19 protein-coding genes and 2 tRNA genes are annotated in these 19,166 nt (G+C 61.5%); 16 read left to right on the top strand and 5 right to left on the bottom strand.

Going from position 1 to position 19,166, the window contains the following annotated elements; genetic code table 11:
- The first annotated feature begins 34 nt into the window (after window positions 1-34).
- On the top strand, window positions 35-874 hold the full coding sequence (locus ACXAEH_RS12800) for an EamA family transporter (RefSeq protein WP_475033248.1): 840 nt from the start codon (window positions 35-37) through the stop codon (window positions 872-874).
- A gap of 28 nt (window positions 875-902) precedes the next feature.
- Here the strand turns inward: ACXAEH_RS12800 and ACXAEH_RS12795 are convergent, their stop codons facing one another.
- The 3 genes from ACXAEH_RS12795 to ACXAEH_RS12785 form a co-directional block, all read right to left on the bottom strand.
- A complete protein-coding gene (locus tag ACXAEH_RS12795; RefSeq protein ID WP_475033246.1) occupies window positions 903-3,707 on the bottom strand; it encodes a PAS domain S-box protein in 2,805 nt (934 codons plus the stop codon).
- A gap of 347 nt (window positions 3,708-4,054) precedes the next feature.
- Window positions 4,055-6,406 carry a methyl-accepting chemotaxis protein gene (locus tag ACXAEH_RS12790; protein WP_475033245.1) on the bottom strand — a complete coding sequence of 784 codons (2,352 nt, stop codon included), beginning with the start codon at window positions 6,404-6,406 and terminating at the stop codon, window positions 4,055-4,057.
- Window positions 6,407-6,890: 484 nt separating this feature from the next.
- Window positions 6,891-6,965, bottom strand: a tRNA-Thr gene (locus ACXAEH_RS12785).
- Between the two features lie 85 nt (window positions 6,966-7,050).
- On the opposite strand from ACXAEH_RS12785, the gene ACXAEH_RS12780 reads away from it, so the two are divergent.
- The 5 genes from ACXAEH_RS12780 (at window position 7,051) to hisD (ending at window position 10,941) form a co-directional block, all read left to right on the top strand.
- The gene (locus ACXAEH_RS12780) at window positions 7,051-7,206 is read left to right on the top strand and encodes a hypothetical protein (protein ID WP_475033244.1); all 156 of its coding nucleotides are present in this window, start codon (window positions 7,051-7,053) and stop codon (window positions 7,204-7,206) included.
- 6 nt (window positions 7,207-7,212) lie between these two features.
- Window positions 7,213-8,481 (top strand): UDP-N-acetylglucosamine 1-carboxyvinyltransferase, encoded by a 1,269-nt coding sequence (gene murA / locus ACXAEH_RS12775; protein WP_475033242.1) that lies wholly within the window; start codon window positions 7,213-7,215, stop codon window positions 8,479-8,481.
- Window positions 8,481-8,957: a DUF2948 family protein gene (locus ACXAEH_RS12770; RefSeq protein ID WP_475033241.1), complete on the top strand. Its 477-nt coding sequence runs from the start codon at window positions 8,481-8,483 to the stop codon at window positions 8,955-8,957. The genes murA and ACXAEH_RS12770 overlap by 1 nt, the downstream gene beginning before the upstream one ends.
- Before the next feature lie 3 nt (window positions 8,958-8,960).
- A complete protein-coding gene (locus tag ACXAEH_RS12765; RefSeq protein ID WP_475033240.1) occupies window positions 8,961-9,476 on the top strand; it encodes a GNAT family N-acetyltransferase in 516 nt (171 codons plus the stop codon).
- Window positions 9,477-9,639: 163 nt separating this feature from the next.
- A complete protein-coding gene (hisD, locus tag ACXAEH_RS12760) occupies window positions 9,640-10,941 on the top strand; it encodes a histidinol dehydrogenase (protein ID WP_475033238.1) in 1,302 nt (433 codons plus the stop codon).
- 81 nt (window positions 10,942-11,022) lie between these two features.
- Here hisD and ACXAEH_RS12755 read toward each other — a convergent pair whose 3' ends face one another.
- On the bottom strand, window positions 11,023-11,781 hold the full coding sequence (locus ACXAEH_RS12755; protein WP_475033237.1) for an SDR family oxidoreductase: 759 nt from the start codon (window positions 11,779-11,781) through the stop codon (window positions 11,023-11,025).
- A gap of 160 nt (window positions 11,782-11,941) precedes the next feature.
- On the opposite strand from ACXAEH_RS12755, the gene ACXAEH_RS12750 reads away from it, so the two are divergent.
- Genes ACXAEH_RS12750 through ACXAEH_RS12735 form a run of 4 tightly spaced genes read left to right on the top strand, consistent with a single transcriptional unit; the run spans window position 11,942 to window position 13,862 of the window.
- Window positions 11,942-12,421, top strand: coding sequence for a UPF0262 family protein (locus tag ACXAEH_RS12750; RefSeq protein WP_475033236.1), 480 nt, complete (start codon window positions 11,942-11,944; stop codon window positions 12,419-12,421).
- Window positions 12,422-12,424: 3 nt separating this feature from the next.
- Complete coding sequence (locus ACXAEH_RS12745; RefSeq protein ID WP_475033234.1) at window positions 12,425-12,883, top strand: arsenate-mycothiol transferase ArsC; 459 nt, start codon at window positions 12,425-12,427, stop codon at window positions 12,881-12,883.
- Window positions 12,880-13,275 carry a ketosteroid isomerase-related protein gene (locus tag ACXAEH_RS12740; protein WP_475033233.1) on the top strand — a complete coding sequence of 132 codons (396 nt, stop codon included), beginning with the start codon at window positions 12,880-12,882 and terminating at the stop codon, window positions 13,273-13,275. The genes ACXAEH_RS12745 and ACXAEH_RS12740 overlap by 4 nt, the downstream gene beginning before the upstream one ends.
- On the top strand, window positions 13,275-13,862 hold the full coding sequence (locus ACXAEH_RS12735) for a GNAT family N-acetyltransferase (protein ID WP_475033232.1): 588 nt from the start codon (window positions 13,275-13,277) through the stop codon (window positions 13,860-13,862). Before ACXAEH_RS12740 ends, ACXAEH_RS12735 begins: the two co-directional genes overlap by 1 nt.
- A gap of 40 nt (window positions 13,863-13,902) precedes the next feature.
- Here the strand turns inward: ACXAEH_RS12735 and ACXAEH_RS12730 are convergent, their stop codons facing one another.
- Window positions 13,903-14,823: a hypothetical protein gene (locus ACXAEH_RS12730; protein WP_475033230.1), complete on the bottom strand. Its 921-nt coding sequence runs from the start codon at window positions 14,821-14,823 to the stop codon at window positions 13,903-13,905.
- Window positions 14,824-15,036: 213 nt separating this feature from the next.
- Here ACXAEH_RS12730 and ACXAEH_RS12725 point away from each other — a divergent pair, with 213 nt between their 5' ends.
- The 6 genes from ACXAEH_RS12725 (at window position 15,037) to ACXAEH_RS12700 (ending at window position 18,351) form a co-directional block, all read left to right on the top strand.
- Window positions 15,037-15,915 (top strand): carbon-nitrogen hydrolase family protein, encoded by an 879-nt coding sequence (locus ACXAEH_RS12725; RefSeq protein ID WP_475033228.1) that lies wholly within the window; start codon window positions 15,037-15,039, stop codon window positions 15,913-15,915.
- Between the two features lie 83 nt (window positions 15,916-15,998).
- Window positions 15,999-16,217: a translation initiation factor IF-1 gene (infA, locus tag ACXAEH_RS12720; protein ID WP_005978431.1), complete on the top strand. Its 219-nt coding sequence runs from the start codon at window positions 15,999-16,001 to the stop codon at window positions 16,215-16,217.
- A gap of 177 nt (window positions 16,218-16,394) precedes the next feature.
- Window positions 16,395-16,976, top strand: coding sequence for a Maf family protein (locus ACXAEH_RS12715; protein ID WP_475033227.1), 582 nt, complete (start codon window positions 16,395-16,397; stop codon window positions 16,974-16,976).
- Window positions 16,973-17,995: a ribonuclease E/G gene (locus ACXAEH_RS12710; RefSeq protein WP_475033226.1), complete on the top strand. Its 1,023-nt coding sequence runs from the start codon at window positions 16,973-16,975 to the stop codon at window positions 17,993-17,995. The genes ACXAEH_RS12715 and ACXAEH_RS12710 overlap by 4 nt, the downstream gene beginning before the upstream one ends.
- Window positions 17,992-18,195 (top strand): DNA gyrase inhibitor YacG, encoded by a 204-nt coding sequence (locus tag ACXAEH_RS12705; RefSeq protein ID WP_475033224.1) that lies wholly within the window; start codon window positions 17,992-17,994, stop codon window positions 18,193-18,195. The genes ACXAEH_RS12710 and ACXAEH_RS12705 overlap by 4 nt, the downstream gene beginning before the upstream one ends.
- 81 nt (window positions 18,196-18,276) lie before the next feature.
- Window positions 18,277-18,351 (top strand) — tRNA-Phe (locus ACXAEH_RS12700).
- Window positions 18,352-19,166 lie beyond the last annotated feature (815 nt).

Here is a 19,166-nt window from a genome sequence, read left to right as displayed (position 1 = left end):
GCCCGGGCTGCACTTTAAACGAACTGTCCCTGAAATGACCCTTTTTGTTATTGCCATCATCCTGTCGGCAGCGCTGCTGCATGCCGTCTGGAACGCAATTGTGAAAACCGCGGCCGACCGTACCACCACGCTGGGGCTGGTGGCATTCGGCCATGTTCTTCCCAGCACCGTGATGATCACGCTGCTGCCGCTGCCCAATGCCGAGAGCTTTGTCTACATTCTGCTCTCGACCGTGGTGCATTTCGGCTACTACTACATGCTGGGGCGGGCCTATCAGCATGGCGACTTCAGTGTCGTTTACCCGATTGCCCGCGGCATCGTGCCTGCGCTTGTCGGCATCTGGGCGATGATCTTTGCCGGTGAAGTGCTGCCGCTGCAGGCCTGGGCCGGGATCGGGGTGATCGCGCTTGGCATTCAGCTCAGCAGCTGGAAGGCGCTGCGGTCCGGGGTGGGGCGGACGGCGCTGGGATTTGCCGTCGGCACAGGTTTTTTTATCTCGATCTATTCCCTGATTGACGGGGTTGGGGTCCGCCTGTCCGGCAATACGCTCAGTTACTGGGCCTGGGGTGCCTTTCTGCATATTTTCATCGCAGGCTTCATCGCAGTCCGCAAACGGGAGGCCTTGGCAGCCTTGCCCAAGCGAACCTGGGCCCTGGGCCTGGCCGGAGGACTGGTGTCGATGATGGCTTACGGGCTGGTGCTTTATGCTAAGAATTTTGCGCCGCTGGGGGCTGTCTCGGCACTGCGCGAGACGTCGGTGATCTTTGCAGCCCTGATTGGCTTTGTCTTCCTCAAAGAGGGCTATTGGATGCGCCGCCTCGGCTCGGCGGTGCTGATGGCCGGCGGGGTTGCTTTAATCGGCATGGCAGTCTGAGGCGGATCCTCAGACTGCCATGCCGTGGTCAGGCGCTGGCACGGGGTTGCTGCTGCGAGGGGCCGGCTTCGGCCTGCACGGCGGCCAGAGTATTCAACAGCACCGCCTTTTTCACCGGCTTGGCCAGGAAATGGTCCATGCCTGCGTCCAGGCAGGCCTGACGGTCGCTGGAAAACGCATTGGCGGTCAGCGCGATAATCACCGGCTGGCCGATGGCCAGGCTGCGGATCTCGCGCGTGGCGCCGACGCCGTCCAGTTCCGGCATCGACATGTCCATCAGTATGATGTCCGGCTGCAGGTCCTTGCACATCTCGACCGCCGCCCGGCCGTTTGCGGCTTCGGCCAATTCCACCGGCTGGCCGCGCAGAAATTTGCGGATCAGCAGCCGGTTGGTCTGGTTGTCCTCAGCCAGCAGAATCCGGCAGGGTTCCAATGGCTGTGCCGAAGCCAGTTGCAGTATAGCTGCCTGGCTCTGTTCACCGGCGGCCGGCGCCATCTGCACCTCGAGCCGGAAACAGGCGCCGTGGCCCAGCTCAGATGTCACGGAAATGCCGCCGCCCATCCGGCTGGCCAGCATGCTGGAGATTGTCAGGCCCAGCCCGGTACCGCCAAAGGATTTGGTGGTTGCGGCGTCCGCCTGGGTGAACCGGTCGAAGATGTGGCGGCTCTGAGCTTCGGAAATGCCAATGCCGCTGTCCTCTACGTCGATGACCAGGCGGCAGGGATCACCAGCAGCATGGGCGACGCGGACCTGGACTTTTCCCTCAGCCGTGAACTTGACCGCGTTGCCGATCAGGTTGACCAGGATCTGGCGCAGCCGCCCGTCATCGCCGCGCAACTGCGCGGGCAGTCCGCTGGCATAGGTGACCTGCAGCGGCAGCCCCTTTTCCAAGGCTTTGGCGCGGAACAGGCCTGCGGCGCTGCCGACGCAATCACGCAGGTCGAAATCCTCTGCGGCAATTGAAAACTTGCCTGCTTCCAGCCGGGACAGATCAAGGATGTCATTGATGATCTTCAAAAGCGCCTGAGCCGAGCTGCGGATGGTCTCAACGTTTTGCTGGTCGTCTTCCTGCAGCTCTGCTTCGGCCAGCAGGTCGGCCATGCCGATGATACCATTCATCGGAGTGCGGATTTCGTGGCTCATGTTTGCCAGAAACTCAGACTTGGCACGGTCCGCCATTTCCGCCGCCTGCTTGGCCTCCGCCAGTTCGCGTTCGCGCTGCTTGCTGCGGGTGATGTCGCGCTCGATGCCGATAATCAGGTCAACCCGGCCATCAGCGCCGGTCACTGGGACGATGTTGGTGTCGAACCAGACCTCTTCCCCTGATTTGGTGTAATTGAGCACCTCATTGTGGTAGCGGGTGCCGCTGTCCTTGTGGCGGTTCATTTCCTTGATCACGCCAAGATCGGTCGCGGGCCCGTCCAGCATCTCCGAAGGCGTCCGGCCGATCGCCTCGCTGCCGGTATAGCCGGTGGCCCGGGTAAAGGCATCATTGACCCACAGGATCCTGCGGTCTGCATCGGTCAGGATGATGCTGTCGGAGGCATGTTTGGCAACCAGTGACAGGCGGTGCAATTCTTCCTGCTGTTTCTGCAGTTCGGAATGCGCCTGTTCCAGAGCCTGCTTGCCGTGTTTCAGTTCACTGTTGCGTTCGGAGAGTTTCTGATTGGCACGGATCAGCTCTTCGCGCAGGTGGACGTCCTCGGACACATTCCAGTTGACGCCAATCATCCAGTCGCGGCCTTGCGCGTCTTTGAACGGGCTGGCCAATGCGCGGATGTGCTTGACAGTTCCGTCGTCCAGTACGATCCGGAACTCAGACGCGAAGTTTGCCTTGTCCCTTTCGGCGGTCTCCAGCGCCGTGGCGACCTGATCGCGGTCCTGCGGATGCAACCTCCCGATCCAGGCGTCGCCGGTCAGCGGGCCCTCTTCCCGCGGCACGCCGTAAAGCTCGTGCATCCGGCTGTCCCAGCTCACCCGCTGGTTTTCCGCATCGCACTCCCAGATCCCGACACGGGACGTTTTGACCGCGATTTCCAGCCGCCTGGAGACTGCTTCCAGCTCAGTCTCACGGCGGCGCAGCTTGCCAATTGCGATTTGACGGGCCGCGGACAGTCTGCCGGCCAGGAAGGTCGGGAAGACGATTAGCATTCCAGCGCCGAGCAACGCCAGCCGCAATTTCCACAGGTTGCCGGGGTGCTCTTGCCAGCCGCCTTGAGGGCGGGCTGCCAGCTGCCAGGCGCCTGCCGGCAGGTTGATGTCCAGCAGCACTGGATCTCCGGCCGGTGTCCCAGGGGCGCCGAAAAACTGCCGCCCCGCCGCGCCAGTGCCGTCATGACCGGTCAGGGTCAGTTCAAGCCCGCTGCCAGGCTCATCCAAGCCGGTGGCGGCATAAAGCGTCTTGGTTTCGACAACCGCTGACAGGATGCCCCAGAATTGCCGCTCTGCCCCGGATCCGGCGAAGATCGGCAACCGGTAGATGAACCCCGACCCGCCCTGAACCAGTTTTACCGGGCCGGCCAGCACCATCTCGCCGCTATCACGCACCCGGTAGGCCGCTTCGCGCTGCGCTTCATTGCTGTTGTAGTCCAGGCCGATGGCCGTTTCATTGCCTGCGATGGGGTGGATCAGCGAAATCACCAGGTCTGGAGCTGCCGCGATGTGGCGGATGGCTGTCTTGCCTTCAAGCACTTGCCCCGCCAGCCGGCTGAATTGTGCCTGTTGCATGTCCGGTTCAATGGCCAGCACCGCCGCCAGCCCGCGCAGCCGCTGATAGTCGCCGTTCAATTGCCCCTCCAGCCGCGACTTGATCAGCCCGGCTGCTTGCTGCACATCGGCGCGCTCGGACTGGTGATGAATGGTTGCGTTTTGGCGTTCCGCAAAAAATCCTGCGGCGCAAACGACCGCAAAAGCAAGCAATGCGGGCAAATGCGTCCGGTTGCCGAGAGCTCGAAGCCAGGTTCCAGATAGTTTGAACACGGCCATCGGGCCACCTTTTCAATTTCGCGAAACACCGCCAAAGGGTCGGGGGCAGTGTGCCGGATCACCGGGCCTGCCTGGAAGCCTCTTTAAAGTCCGATTGGCGGCAATTCTCAACTCTTTCCCTGCGTGACCCGTCTCCGGAGGCAGAAGCCGGAAGCCGGCTGCTGCTTATGGCTGCGGGCAATAGCCTGACGGGGTCAGAAATCCTGCCATTTCGCCAGGGCGGCGGAGCCATCCATGACCGGCAAGGCGGCAGGGCCTTCGGTCTCCAGATCGTCCCAGCCGGGTCCATGCGCTGAGGGCAGCTCCGGTTCGGCTGCCAGCTGCGGTGGTGCCGTCTCTTCGCCGACATTGAACTGTGCAACCAGCCCGGCCAGTTTGGAGGCATCTCCGTTCAGTAATTGGCCTGCAGCGGTCATTTGCTCCACCATGGCGGCGTTCTGCTGGGTCACCTGATCCAGCTGCATCACCCCGGTGTTGATCTCGCCAATGCCGGTCGATTGCTCGGCCGCGCCTTCGGCGATGCCGGAGACCAGCCCTGAAATGTGGGTGACCTGCGAGACGATGCTGTTCAGCGCTTCGCCCGCCTTGCCGACCAGATCGACACCTTTTTCCACCTGCTCGCCGGAGTTGGAAATCAGCGTCTTGATCTCCATTGCCGCATCCGAGGAACGCTGTGCCAGCGCCCGCACTTCCGAGGCAACCACCGCAAAGCCACGGCCTGCTTCACCTGCGCGGGCGGCCTCGACGCCCGCGTTCAGGGCCAGCAAGTTGGTCTGGAAGGCGATATCGTCGATCACGGTGATGATCTGCGAGATATGGGCCGAGGATTGCTCAATCTCGGTCATTGCGGCAACCGCGTTCTGGACCACCTCGCCGCTGGTCTTTGCTTCGTCCCGGGCTTCGTTCATGGCGTTTTCCACGCCGCGCGCGCCATCGGCAGCGGCTTTGACGCTGGCAGTCATCTGATCCAGCGCCGCTGCGGTCTGCTCCAGCGTGGCGGCCTGGCTTTCGGTGCGTTGGGACAAGTCGTCCGAGGCTTGGCTGATCTCATGCGTGCCACTGCGGATGCTGGTGGTGGCATCCACTACCTCGCGCACGGTGGCGTTCAAGGTGTCCACTGTCTGGTTGAAGTCGAGGCGCAGGCCCTTGTAAGCTTCGGGGAAAGGGGTATCGATCGTGCTCGAGAAGTCGCCTTTCGCCAGATGCATCAGACCGCTGCGCAGCTCATTCACCACCAAATCCTGCTCTCTCTGCGCTGCTGCCCGCTCTTCCTCGGCGATCTGGGCGTTCTGCAGGTCGGTTTTGAAACCTTCCAGAATGCCTGCGATATTGCCGAATTCATCCCCGGTCCCGTTGCCGGCAACCGGATGATCGTAGTCTTTGGCGGCGATATGCTCGACGCTGTCGGACAGGGCGGAGACCTTGCGGGCAATGCTCCGCGCGGCGATCCAGGACAGCAGAGCCACGGCCAGAGCCACGCCGACTGCCTGCAGCATTGCGGCGCTGGTCAGGCTGTTCTGTGCTGCCAGGGCCTCGGCGCTGTCTACTTCCAGCACGATCCCCCAGGTCCGGTCTTCCAGGCCGATGCCCGCGGCCATCGCCTCAACCGGCTGTCCGGACAGGCCCGGCGTGCCCGAGAAACTGCTGTCGCCGCCGCTGATCGCTGCGGTGATCTGCTGCAGCTCCGGCAGAGCTGACAAGACCTGATGGCCGCCCTCGCGGTCGGAAGCGGTCAGCGCAGCGCCGTCGCCGCGCACCAGATAGGCTTGACCGGTTTCGCCGAGCAATGCGGAATGGGACAGGATGCCGGCGATTTCGTCCACTGGCACACGCAGCACCAGCGCCCCCATGATTGCGCCTTTCTTGAAGATCGGCGAAGCAATGAACATGGCTGCGGTGCCGCCGTCAGCCTCATAGGCGGCCATTTGCGACAGGAATACATTGCCCTGTTCCAGCTCCAGCGCCGTTTGGAAAGCCTGGCCAAGGCCGCTGTCTTTATAAGGGCCGTCGAGGTAATTCAGCGCGAAGTCCTCGTTCTTGTGCACCGAGTACACCATGTTGCCCTGCACATCCAAAAGATAGGCATCAAGGAACCCCTGCTCCTCCAGGAAGGTGACAAAGCCGGTGTGGTTCATCTTGTGGCGGATCGACCAGGCGGATTTGTCCTTGGCGTCCAGCAGTTTGTAACGCTCGCCCGCGGGATTCGGGTTGCCATCGGAGTAGGTGGCGCGCAGATGGCCGGCGGGATCGTCGCCAAGGGAATAGAAGCCGTTCGAGAAATCGCGCAGCGCCGTTTCCACCGCCTTGCTGGCAACCAGCGTGCGGGTCTGCGAGCGCAGGCCTGCCACCCAGTTTTCCAATGCTTCCTTGCGCTCTTCCAGCAGCGTTGCATAGGCTGCTTCGCGGTTGGCTTTCAGGGCCTGCCCGGCTTCCCATGCAAAGAAAAAACCGGAAGCGAGGGTGAGAATGATTGTCGGTGCAGCGATGGAGAGGGGCAGTTTGCGGCCTAATCGCATATTGCCCCAGAATTTAAACAGTCGAGTCATTGCAGCGTAGTTCCCATCAACATTTCAGTCTGCCCGGCAGCCTGCGTCGGGCCGTCGGCGGTGCCAGCTGGGTGGCGCTTGATGGGAGACGACAGTCGGGCGGATTCATTTCAGCGGGGTTAAAATATGCTCCAGACCTCCGGATTCGCGTCATTTGACGGGCTGGAAGCCGCTTTTAGGCCGTTTCCTGTTTTTTTGATGCCGCGGCAGAATGGCAAATCGCCAGAGCGCAGGTGTGATTCTCTCACGCCGGACGCAGCATGCGGGCTTTACCGGCCTCGCAGGAGAACTTGGGCTGCAGTGCTCCTGCCGCGCGGGTGGCTGTTTCCACCCCGCACGCAGGCAGCCTGTTTTCAGGAGGCGTCTAAACTCCCCGATATTCATGCAATTTTGACGGCAAAAGTGGAAGTCGACAGGTAAAGATGACGGCTGAGTCCATCATTAGTGTTCTTCAGGCGTCTGAATTTATTCATTTTTTGGAAGATGGTGCTGCTGGAGAGAATTGAACTCTCGACCTCTCCCTTACCAAGGGAGTGCTCTACCTCTGAGCTACAGCAGCGCCGGTGAGGGGGCTTTTAGGCATAAACGCGGAGGGGTGCAAGAGCATTCTGGACGGTTTTTTCGCACTAAGTTACAGAAGTCTTATGGCAGAGAAGAAAACACCGAAAAACGACGGCTCAGCGGCCTCCCGCGAAGACCGGTTGAAGGCGGCGCTGAAGGCAAACATGGCCCGGCGCAAGGCCCAGGCCAAGGCGCGGGCGGACAAGCAGAACCAGGATACGGGTAAAAGCGGAGAATAAGGGCAGATGGATTCGATTCTGGTAACTGGCAACGGCCCGCTGAATGGGCAGATTCCGATCGCAGGGGCAAAAAACGCCTGCCTCACCCTGATGCCGGCCACGCTTTTGAGCGAGGAACCGCTGACGCTGACCAATGCGCCGCGGCTGAGCGACATCAAAACCATGACGCTGCTGCTGCAGTCGCTGGGCGCCGAGGTTTCCAGCCTGCAGGACGGCCAGGTGCTGGCGATGTCCAGCCATGACCTGACCAGCCATGTCGCCGACTATGATATCGTGCGCAAAATGCGTGCGTCCAACCTGGTGCTGGGCCCGATGCTGGCGCGGCTGGGCCAGGCAGTGGTGTCGCTGCCGGGCGGCTGTGCCATCGGTGCGCGTCCGATGGACCTGCATATTCACGGGCTAGAGGCGCTGGGGGCCGAGATTGAGCTGAAGGACGGCTATCTGCACGCCAAGGCTCCGGGGGGCTTGAAAGGCGCAGTAGTGGAGCTGAGTTTTGCCTCTGTCGGGGCAACCGAGAACATCATGATGGCGGCCACCTTGGCCAAGGGCACCACTGTCATCAAAAACGCCGCCCGCGAGCCGGAGATTGTCGATCTGGCAGACTGTCTGCGCAAGATGGGCGCGCAGATCGAAGGCGACGGCACCCCCGACATCACCATTCAGGGTGTCGACCGTCTGCATGGCGCTACCCACCAGGTGGTGACTGACCGGATCGAGCTGGGTACCTATATGCTGGCCCCGGCGATCTGCGGCGGCGAAGTGGAGCTGCTGGGGGGGCGCATGTCTTTGGTTGGTTCCTTCTGCGAGAAGCTTGACGCCGCGGGTATTCAAGTGACGGAGACGGAGAAAGGGCTGAAAGTGGCCCGCAAGAACGGCCGCGTGTCAGCAGTGGACGTTGTTACCGAACCCTTCCCGGGGTTCCCCACCGACCTGCAGGCGCAAATGATGGCGCTGATGTGTACCGCCGAGGGCACGTCGGTTCTTGAAGAGAAAATCTTCGAGAACCGCTTCATGCACGCGCCCGAGCTGACGCGGATGGGCGCTCAGATCGAGGTCCATGGCGGCACCGCAACGGTGACCGGTGTCGAAAGGCTGAAAGGCGCTCCGGTGATGGCCACTGACCTGCGCGCCTCGGTGTCTTTGATTCTCGCAGGCATGGCAGCTGAGGGTGAAACCATGGTGAGCCGGGTTTACCACCTAGACCGCGGCTATGAACACGTGGTGCGCAAACTGTCGGGCGTTGGCGCCAAAATCGAACGGATCAAGGAACAGTGATGGCGGATGCAAGCTTTGACGACGGCCGTGAGGTTCCGCTGAACCTGGGCGCCCTGGAGGAAGAAGACCTCAAGATCGTCTCCTCGCTGCTGCAGGATGCAGTGTTTCCGGTCACCGAAATGAGCTGGCGTGCTTCTGAGCGCCGCTTTGCGCTTTTGCTCAACCGTTTCCGCTGGGAGGACCGCGACGCTGCCGAACGCCGCGGCCGTGCCTATGAGCGGGTGCAGTCGCTTCTGGTGGTGAACAATGTGCTGGGGGTTGCTTCGCAAGGTGTAGATCGCAAGGACAAGGACCTGGTTCTGTCGCTGCTTTCGGTCAGTTTCGAGCCCGGCGAAGACGGCACTGGCCATGTGCTCTTGACCCTGGCCGGCGATGGTGCCCTGCGCTTGTCGGTCGAAGCGTTGGAGGTTTCCTTGCGCGACGTGACCCGCCCCTACCGCGCTCCGTCAGGGCAGGCCCCCGGCCACGGAGACTGACCAGTGCAGAACAAGCGCGGCATTTCTCAAGCCTTTGCACCCGTTGCGGTGCCGCATCTGCAGATCCGTCCGGCAACAGTCTTTGACGTCTTCGGCATGAGCCGCGTTCTCACCGCTTCGATCCGTGAATTGTGCCAGGCCGATCATGGCGGGGACCCGGACCGGATCGCAGCCTGGACGTCCTGCAGGTCCGCGCAAGAGATCCGTGGCTGGCTCGCTGGAGCAGGAAAATTTTGGGTCGCGGAACTGGCGGGCGAAGCTGCTGGTGTTTGCGGGCTGGATCCGGAGGGAGCGGTCTCTCTGCTCTATGTTTCCCCGGTTGCTGCCGGTCAGGGGGTAGGTTCCGCCATGCTCGCTCATCTTGAGGCGGAGCTGAGAAGGGATGGGCATCCTGAAGGCCGCCTTTCTGCCACCCGAACGGCTTTTGGATTCTACCGGGCCAAAGGGTGGCAGCAACTGGGCGAACCTGCGGATTGCTGCGGGACGCCTTGCATCCCGATGCGCAAAACGCTTGTCTGACCTGCGGCCTGCCGCTTCTTTCTGGTCCAAAATACTCCGGGGTGAATTGGCCGCGAGGCCAAGAGGGGCGGTGCCCCTGGCTTGCGTCCATTTGCACCGGCTGGCGCCATAAATCTTGAGGCTCCGCCCCCATGCCGCTATGCGGGGCGCAAAGGAGATCCCGATGCCGCAGTTTCTGAACACCGCCAATTCCGATTTCGAGCAGTCCTTCACCGCGCTCCTGGGCGCCAAGCGTGAAGACAGCCCGGATGTGGATGCCATTGCCGCCGGGATCATCGAAGACGTGCGCAGCCGCGGCGATGCGGCGCTGGTGGAGCTGACCGCAAAATTCGATCGGCTGGAACTCCAGCCCTCGGAACTGCGGTTCACAAATGCCGAGGCGGATGAAGCCATTGCTACGGTCTCTGCCGAAGAGCGTCAGGCGCTGGAATTGGCAGCGGAGCGTATCCGCGCCTATCACGCGCGCCAGATGCCGGAGGACGCGCAATGGACAGACGAGAGCGGTGCGACCCTCGGCTGGCGCTGGTCAGCTGTCTCCGCGGCAGGGCTTTATGTGCCGGGCGGGCTGGCCTCCTATCCGTCGTCAGTACTGATGAACGCAATTCCGGCAAAAGTGGCAGGTGTGGAGCGGCTGGCGATCACCGTGCCTGCACCGGACGGTCAGATCAACCCGCTGGTGCTGCTGGCAGCAAGGCTGTCGGGTGTCGATGAAATCTACCGCGTCGGCGGTGCTCAGGCCGTGGCGGCACTTGCCTATGGCACCGAGAGCATCGCCCCGGTGGACAAGATCACCGGTCCAGGCAACGCCTTCGTCGCGGCAGCCAAGCGCCGGGTCTTCGGCAAGGTGGGGATCGACATGATAGCCGGGCCTTCGGAAATCCTGGTGATCGCGGACAAGGACAACAACCCGGACTGGATCGCGCTGGACCTAATGAGCCAGGCGGAACATGACGAAAGTGCGCAGTCGATTCTGATCACCGATGATGGGGCTTTTGGCCAAGCGGTTGCCGAAGCAGTGGAGAAACGGCTGCAAACCCTGGAGCGCCGCGCCATTGCCGGCGCTTCCTGGCGCGATTTCGGTGCCGTGATCACTGTGCGCGATCTGGATGAGGCTGCGGCACTGTCAAACCGGGTTGCCCCTGAGCATCTGGAGCTCTGCGTCGCGGACCCGGAGGTCTTGAGCGAAAAGACAATCCACGCGGGCGCGATTTTCCTGGGCCAGTACACGCCGGAAGCCATCGGCGATTATGTCGGCGGCCCCAATCACGTGCTGCCGACGGCGCGGTCGGCGCGGTTCTCCTCCGGCCTGTCGGTGATGGACTTCCTTAAGCGCACCACGCTGAGCCGGATGACGCCGGACTCGCTGCGGGCAATCGGCCCGGCGGCAGAGGTGCTGGCCAATAGCGAAAGCCTGGAGGCGCATGGGTTGTCGGTCACGGCCCGGCTGGATGCGCTGAACGGGTGAAGCGGAAAGGGGCGCTGCCCCTCTGCGCGTGCCGCGCATTCACCCCGGAGTATTTCGGACCAGAAAGAAGCAGCTGACAGATCAGTAATGCGCGGTGTAGCCGCCATCAACAGCCAGCACCTGCCCGGTGATGTAGGACGCGGCCGGAGAGGCGAGGAAAAGGATGGCGGGAGCCAGCTCTTCCGGTTCGCCCCAGCGGCCGAGGCAAGTGGCGTTTTGCAGCTTTTCCGCAATGGCTGGATCTGCCGCTGCAGCCATGTTGGGAGCGGTCTTGAAGAAACCCGGCGCAATCGCATTCACGGTAATGCCCTTGGGGCCAAGTTCCGCCGCCAGCGCCTTGGTCATACCGTTGATACCCGCTTTGGCGGTGGTATAGGCGGCGTCGCCGGCCTGGGCGATGAGGCCGGCAATGGACGAGATGTTGATGATCCGCCCTCTGCTCTTTTCGGCCATCTGTCCGGCAGCCAGCTGCGACAGGCGAAAGGGGGACACCAGGTCAACCTCCCACAAGGACTGCAGGTCTGAGCGGGTGAATTCCTGCAAGCTGCGGCGGTCGCGCTGGCCGACGTTATTGACCAGGATATCGAGTCCGCCTGCCGCAGCGATTTTCTTGAATGCTTCAACAGCGGCCTTCTCGTCCGCAATATCCAGGACCAGCGGGCGGGCGGTTCCCGGCAAACGGGCCAAGGCCTGTTCCACACGGTCCTGGCTGCGCCCGTTCACCCAGACTTCTGCGCCTGCTTCCGCCAGCAGGCAGGCTGCGGCAAACCCCAGGCCATCAGTTGACCCGGTCACCAGTGCGCGCTGGCCGTTGAGCGAAAACTGTTCAAGTGCTGTCATCATCCCGCCTCCTGCTGCCGGCAGGCTGGGCCTGCAGCTGCGGCCTGTCAACTACTGCCGCAAATGGGGTTTGCTTTGACGCCCCATGCTGCATTGCCCCAGGCGAGGCGGTGCGATACTCATGGCCGGACGCCCTTGCGCATTTCAGAGACAAAGACCCATGAGCCGCATCAGCCAGATTGAATTGGACGACCGCAACCTGCCGCCGCCGACGCCGGAAATCGAGCAGGAGCGCAAGGTGGCGATCTATGACCTGATTGAGGACAACAGCTTTGCCCTGCCGCCCCGCGACGGGCGGGAGCTGCCAGCAGGCCCTTATCACCTCGGGCTGGCGATCCGCGACAAGCGGCTGGTCTTCGACATCAACACCGAAGGCGGTGAGAAGGCGGCAGAATTCCACCTGTCGCTGTCGCCCTTCCGGCAGGTAGTCAAGGACTACTACCAGATTTGCGAGAGCTACTTCACCGCGGTTAAGACCATGCCGCCCAGCCAGATCGAGACCATCGACATGGCCCGGCGCGGCATCCACAACGAGGGCAGCCGGGTGCTGCAGGAACGGCTGGAGGGCAAGGCCGAGGTCGACACTGACACTGCCCGCCGCCTGTTCACCCTCATCTGCGTTTTGCATTTCGGAGGCTGACGCGTGGAGGAGCTGCCGCAGTCCGTTCTGTTCTGTTGCGACCACAATTCGGTCCGTTCGCCCATGGCCGAAGGCATCATGAAAAAATTCTATGGCACCGGCACCTATGTGCAGTCCGCCGGTGTCAAGAACGACATGGAGATTGACGGCTTTTCGATTTCGGTCTGCCAGGAGATTGGGGTTGAGCTGTCGCGCCACCGCTCGCGCTCGTTCGACGAGATGGAGCGCTGGGGCGATGACCTGTCTTCCTTCGACCTGGTGGTGGCGCTGTCGCCGGCCAGCCAGCGCAGGGCGCTGGAACTCACCCGTTTTTTCCACCTTGATGTCGAATATTGGCCGATTATGGACCCAACCGGGCTCGGCGAGACGCGCGATGCCAAGCTAGACAGCTACAGGCAAAGCCGTGACCAAATCATCCAGCACCTGAAGAACCGCTGGGGCGAACCGACGGAGAGATCATGACCGAAACCATTCAGCGCTATTTCGCAGCCTTCAACGAGGGCGATACCGATGCCATGCTGGAGTGCCTGGACGACCAGATTGCCCACCACGTGAACGAGGGGCAGATCCGGGTGGGCAAAGAGAAATTTGCCGCGTTCTGCACCCATATGAGCCGCTGCTACAAGGAAGAGCTGACAGATATGGTGATCTTCTCGGCAGAGAGCGGCACCCGTGCCGCGGCGGAGTTCATTGTGAATGGCACCTATCTGGTGACCGACGAAGGCCTGCCGGAGGCCAAGGGCCAGACCTACCGCCTGCCGGGCGGCTCGTTCTTTGAACTGAAGGACGGCAAGATTTCCCGCGTCACCACCTATTACAACCTGGCGGACTGGATCGCCCAGGTCTCCAAGTAATGGCAATCCGGGTTGAAGCCATGACCGGCGCGGCGCTGGAAGCCGCGCTGGACGATGTCGCGCGCCTGCGCATCGCGGTGTTCCGGGCCTGGCCGTATCTCTATGACGGCGATCTGGGGTATGAACGGGAATACCTGCAAAGCTACCGCGACAGCGAACGGGCCGTTGTCGTCGGGGCCTTTGATGGCGAGACGCTTGTTGGCGCCTCCACCGGCGCGCCGCTGGCAGATCATGCGGAGGACTTCGCTGCCGCCTTTGACGGGACCGGCATCGACCTGAACCAGGTGTTTTACTGCGCCGAATCCGTGCTTCTGCCGGAGTACCGGGGCCATGGCATCGGCCACGGCTTCTTTGATGCCCGCGAAACCCATGCCCGTAAGCACGGGTTTGTGAAATCCGCTTTCTGCGGCGTGCAGCGCCCGGCGGATCATCCGCTGCGCCCGGACAGCTACGCGCCGCTGGACCCCTTCTGGCGCAAGCGCGGCTATGAACCGCTGGAAGGCGCGATCGCGCAATTCTCCTGGAAAGATGTGGATCAGGACGAAGAGACTCAGAAGCCGCTGCAATTCTGGATCCGCGACCTGTAAGAGAAATGAGGCGCCAGCAGGGCGCCTCATTCATTGATGGTCACACGCCTTCAGGGCGGGCGGCCTGAACTTCCTCCAGCGCGATTTTCTGCTGAGTGGCATAAAGCTTCACGGAATCCCGGGCATCGTCAAAGGTGCGCTTGGCCGCTGTCACTGCCCGGCCGGCAGCAACATATTCCTTCTTGTTGTAATCTTCCTGTTTGAACTGCTTGTAGTTCTCGGCCAGTTCCTTGAACAACTTGGGCAGGGCTCCTTTCACGTTCTTTGCGTGGGCATCAATCTTAAAGGATTTGGTCAGGTCGCGGATGCCCTTGTCGGCCTGCGCCTCGATTTTGGACTGGTCCGAGCCTTCCTTGTTATAGGCGGTCTTCCAGGCTTTCTGGATCGCTTCCAGCTTGTCCAGCGCAGCGTTCACGTCCTTGGAGATGTCAAGGCAGGCGGACTCGATTTTCCTGCCGCGCACCTCAGCTGCCTTGATCTCCTTGATGATCAGCTTGCGGTTGGCCTCATGCTCTTTCTTGAGCTTGGCCAGATGCTTGTCGGTCTCTTCGTTTTCCTTTTCGACCTTCAGCTGCTGCGCCATCTGCTTTTGTTTGATCTTGTCGGCGTTGCGGGCCAGATCGGCGGCGGCGTTCTCGCGCTTCTCAATCAATTTGCCGTAGGCGAGGCACAGCTCCTTGCTGTGCGACTGCAGCTTGCCGCATTTGCCGCGCGCTTTCAGCATCGCATTGGCGAGCATACTGAAGGCCTGGACGATCTCCGGCATCTTGTCCAGATCCGCCTTGGCCGGGTCGCCGGACGCGGGCACGCCCATCTTCTCAAGCAGATCCATATATTTTCCCACGCCGCTGCCCTTGCAGGCGCCGGCCCGGTATTCACGCCAGAATTTGGTGCGGAAGCCTTTCTTGGGAAGGTCGGCAATAACGCCCTTCAGGTTCTTGTCATCAAGTTTGGTCGCCAAGGAAGTGGTCCTTTTTGAGAATATGAATTGAGTGGATGCAGTCGAGAATGGCCAAAGAGCCGGGTTTCACCAAGATGAAACCCGGCCTGTCGGAAAATCCGTTGCAAAAATGCGATCCGGTGTGCCTGCCGGTAAAGAATTGCAGCCGTCTTGCGTAAGAGCGCGTTGCAGGGCAAAGCTGCTGCTGCCTGCAAAAATTGGAGGGACGAGCCCATGAAAATCGCCACCGCCGCTTATCCGCTCGACTGGCTCGACAGCTGGGCCCAATATGAGGACAAGCTCGCCGCCTGGGTCGGAGAGGCCGCGGGCAACGGGGCAGAGCTGCTGGTGTTCCCGGAATACGGCGCAATGGAATTGTCGACTTTGGATGGTGCCGCGGCCGCGGGGGATCTGGAGCAGTCGATCCATTCGGTTTCCGAGAAAATGGAGGATGCCGCGGCTTTGCACCTGAAGCTGGCTGCCGAGTACGGCGTGCATATCTTGGGCGCTTCGGCTCCGGTGAACAGCGGGCTGGCACGGCCGGTGAACCGGGCAGAGTTCTACACGCCGTCGGGTGGGCGGGATCATCAGGACAAACAGATCATGACCCGCTTCGAGCGCGAGGACTGGGAGATCATGGGCGGCGGCCCGCTCAAGATCTTCGAGACAGCCTTGGGGAGAATCGGGGTGCTGATCTGTTATGACAGTGAGTTCCCGCTCCTGGGGCGGGCGCTGGCGGAGGCGGATGTGATTCTCGTCCCCTCCTGCACCGAAGCGCTGGCCGGATACTGGCGGGTGCGCATTGGCGCCATGTCACGGGCGCTGGAAAATCAGTGCGTGACTGCCATGGCCTCGATTGTCGGGGTTAACAAATGGTCGGAAGCTGTCGACATGAACACGGGCACTGGCGGCATTTTCGGCCCGCCCGACAATGGCTTCCCCGGAACCGGCGTGCTAGCCGAGGGGCAGCTGAACCAGCCGGGCTGGACATATGCTGAAGTAGAACTGGACAGAATTGCCCATGTGCGGGCCGATGGCGGGGTGCTGAACCGCCTGCACTGGGAGGAGCAAATGCCGCGGGTGAAATCGGTCACAAAAGCCGCGTTATCCTGATTGAGCCCTTGAAATATTGGGAAAATGCCCCCATTTAAGCGCACGTCCCGCAGTTTGCGGGTTAACCCAATGATGGAGACAACATGGCCAAGGAAGATACGCTCGAATTTCCCGGTGTCGTGAAGGAACTCCTGCCTAACGCGACGTTTCGGGTCGAGCTTGAGAACGGCCATGAGATCATCGCACATACGGCAGGCAAGATGCGCAAGAACCGCATCCGTGTTCTGGCTGGCGACAAGGTTCAGGTGGAAATGACCCCCTATGACCTGACCAAAGGCCGGATCAACTACCGCTTCAAATAAGCCGTTGATCTGACTTAATAAACAAAAGCCCGGCAGCCCGCCGGGCTTTTGTTTTGAAGCGGCCTTGCGGCCGCTGCCTCCGGCGGGGATATTTGGGGCAAGAGGAAAAGCCTGGGCGGCTTCCGCACTGGCGGAATGCGCCTTGTTGCAGGGCACAGACAGGTAAGGGGCCACGGCATGGCATTCATTCTGGGATCGGGCAGCCCGCGGCGGCTGCAGCTTCTGGCGCAGCTTGGGGTGCGTCCCGACGCGGTGCATCCGCCGGAAATAGATGAGACACCGCTGAAAGGCGAACTGCCGCGGGCCTATTGCGCGCGGGTGACCCGGGAAAAAACCCGGGCTGTCCCCGCGGGGACAGAAGATGTTGTTCTCTGCGCCGACACCACAGTTGCGCTGGGGCGCCGCATCCTGGGCAAGCCGCGTGATGCTGGAGAAGCGGCAGAGTTTCTGCTGGCGCTTTCCGGCCGCCGCCACCGGGTGGTTACCGCTGTTGCCGTGCGGCGCGGGGACCGGGTGTGGGAGAAGGATGTGGTGAGCCAAGTGAAGATGAAAAACCTGTCAGACGAGGAGCTGAACGCTTATCTCGCCACGGGCGATTGGGAGGGCAAGGCAGGGGCCTATGCCATTCAGGGCCCAGCCGGGGCGCTTATTCCCTGGATCAGCGGCTCCTTCACCGGAATTGTCGGGCTGCCGCTTTCCGAAACCGCCAATCTTTTGCGCGCCGCCGGGCTGCCGCTGTATCAGGAGGCCGCCGCATGAAGGGCCGTACCATCATTCTCGACCATCTTCAGGACCGTGAAGCCGCCGCCTTGATGGTGGACGGCAAGCTGGAGGACTTCCTGATTGAAAGCGACGCCCCTGCCCCCGGCACCATCTACCGCGCCCGCGCCGACCGGCCGGTGAAGGGGCAGGGCGGCATGTTCCTGACGACGCCTGACGGCCCTGCCTTCCTGCGCCAGGTCAAGGGGCTGGCACCCGGACAGATGATCCTGGTGCAGGTTTCGGGCTACGCAGAGCCGGGCAAGGCGATCCCGGTAACCCAGAAGCTGTTGTTTAAGAGCCGCTATGCCATCGTGACGCCGGAGGCGCCGGGGCTGAATATTTCGCGCAGCATCCGCGACGAGGAGGAGCGCGACCGCTTGCTGGAGATCGCCCATGAGGAAATGGGCGAGTCCGGCTACGGGCTGATTCTGCGCTCGGCCTGTGCCGGGGCAGACGACGAAGAGATCGCCGGTGATGTGGCCGCGATGGCAGCCCTTGCCGCGCAGGTGATGCAGGATGAGGGTGCGGAAGCCGAGGTTCTGGCCGAAGGCGACGGCCCGCATCTGCTGGCCTGGCGCGACTGGGTGGAGCCTGCGGATGTGGAGCGCGACCCGGGCGGCTTCGAACGGCTGGGCGTGCTGGATGCGCTCGACGCAGCGCAAGGCATCCGGGAACCGCTGCCGGGCGGCGGCTTCCTGTTCATCGAGCCGACACGGGCGCTGGTCGCCGTCGATGTGAACACGGGATCCGACACCTCGCTGGCGGCAGGTGTCAAAGCCAATATGGCGGCCGCCAAGGTTTTGCCGCGCGCTTTGCGAGTGCGGGGCCTGGGCGGGCAGATTGTGCTGGACCTGGCACCGATGCCAAAGAAGGACCGCCGCGGATTTGAAACCGCCTTGCGTGCAGCGCTGCGGTCGGATTCCGAGGAAACAGTTCTGGCAGGCTGGACCAATCTCGGCCATTACGAGTTGCAGCGCAAACGCGGCCGTATTGCGTTGCGGGAGGTGTTGAAATGAGCTGCCCGATCTGTGGGGGAGAATCGCAGCAAAGCTACCAGCCGTTTTGTTCCAAGCGCTGCGCCGATATCGACCTCGGGAAGTGGTTGAACGGTGCTTACTCGGTGCCAGGCCAGGACCCGGAAGACCTTGAAAACGCTGTGGAAGAAGCGGAGCGCGCGCTGGCTTCGAAAGAAAATCCGCATCAGGCCCGTCATTAGCGATTTTCTTTGAAAAACCCTCTGGACACTGCCGCGTCCACAGCATAGAAGGCCCCCACCCAAGGCGAACAGCCTTCCCGTGCCCGGGTAGCTCAGGGGTAGAGCAGTGGATTGAAAATCCTCGTGTCGGTGGTTCGATTCCGCCCCCGGGCACCACTTTAAAACATTGAAATCATTGAAATATTCAGAAGGTGCAACGCGCCTAAATCTCTCGCTCATTTACGTGGGGACGCACTACCTCCCGCATACTTGTCGACCCGATTATTACCATTCTTCCGCTCTTAGTGCCTCGATATGAGAATGTTGAACGAACTATATGCAATCAGCCTACGCCGATTGATTTGAGCTAGCGGGCTTTGGCTGGAGTGTGACGCGTAGATTCGCGACGGTCCTTTGCCATACCGATCTCTGGCTTGCCTTTGGGGCTAAAGGTTTAGAAAGGGCGCAGTCTGCACCTCCAGAAGGTACAAACGCACTCCTCTTCAAACTGACGCAAGAAGTTTGTAAAGGCCACGCTCATCTAGAAACCACACCACGCCTCTTATGCCCTGAACTGTCGGCTGCCAAATTTCCGGCAGCAAGTTGCAGCGTCGCGCAGCCTTGCAGCGGTGCCGTGCTAGCGACTTCGAACCACGCGACCAGATCTGGCGGCAACGACATCGGCCGATGAGAGTTCGCGGATGCAGCGCTGGTAATTCTTGCCGGTAATTTTGGATTTCATGCCGATCTGGTACGCAGAAATTTTCATTCTATTACAGTTATATACTTCGGTATTCTAGCGAACCTTGCCGATAACGTGTGCCGATCTGTTGCCTTGCAGATAAACGGGGCCTCAGCTTCATTCCTCAAAAAGGTCAAAGTCTCCTTCACCGCCAGAGGTCTTAGATGCTCTGTTCTCCGCTAGATCACGTGGCTCCGATGCCGCGCTGATCAGTTTACCCAGAGCTCACTCCGTCAAAGCAGGAGACAGA

The organism is Leisingera sp. ABM4_060, assembly GCF_056158765.1.
Note: the sequence above shows the minus strand (reverse complement) of the source record. Positions and strands in the feature narration are given on the sequence as shown.